The 695-nt window shown below is 68.2% G+C and carries 1 protein-coding gene and 1 pseudogene; both read left to right on the top strand.

Translation table 11 applies throughout. From position 1 onward, the window contains the following. Window positions 1–4: 4 nt before the first annotated feature. Window positions 5–94: pseudogene (locus tag ACTIDRAF_RS35645) on the top strand (phosphopantetheine-binding protein); the annotation flags it as partial. A 153-nt stretch (window positions 95–247) separates the two neighbouring features. Then, window positions 248–695: condensation domain-containing protein (locus ACTIDRAF_RS35205; RefSeq protein ID WP_245533646.1), on the top strand; the 448-nt coding region annotated here is incomplete at its 3' end.

Here is a 695-nt window from a genome sequence, read left to right as displayed (position 1 = left end):
CCCGGTGGGCATCGATGCCGACTTCTTCGCCCTCGGTGGCGATTCCATCAGCGGGCTGCGGGTGCTCTCCCGGCTGCGGGAACACCTGAACCTCCCGCTTCCCGCCCGGCTCCTGTTTGACGAACCGACGGTGGCCGGGCTCGCCGCGCACGTCGACGGCCACACCACTGCGGAACACCAGGAAACCGAGCAGGTACCGCTTGTCGGCGGAACCGGTGGACACCCGGACAACGGTAGCGACAGCTCCGTGCACCAGCTGTCGCCGCCACAGCAACGCCTGTGGTTCCTCGACAGCCTCATCCCGGGCGGTGTCGAGTACAACACCGGAATCAGCCTCCGGCTGCACGGCTCTCTCGACCTGGAAGCCCTGGCCAAAGCCCTGAACCGGCTCGTCAGCCGTCACGGGAGCCTGCGAACGACCTTCGAGGAGGTGTCAGGCCAGCCCGTCCAACGAGTGCGGCGGGGGTTCGACGTACCGCTGCGGACGGTCGACCTGCGCACACCAGAGCTGGACTGCCTGGAGGAGCGGGATGCCCGCCTGGCGGCGGTACTCCGCGAGGAGACGTCCACACGGTTCGACCTCCACGAGGGGCCGCTCTTCCGAGGCCTGGTCGTCCGAGAGACGAACGACGTGAGCGTCCTCGTGCTGTCGGTGCACCACATCGTGACGGACGGGTGGTCGATGGGTGTGCTGG

The organism is Actinoalloteichus spitiensis RMV-1378 (assembly GCF_000239155.1).
GTDB lineage: Bacteria > Actinomycetota > Actinomycetes > Mycobacteriales > Pseudonocardiaceae > Actinoalloteichus_B > Actinoalloteichus_B spitiensis.
The sequence above is the reverse complement of the archived record's forward strand: the minus strand, read 5'-3'. Positions and strand labels throughout refer to the sequence as shown.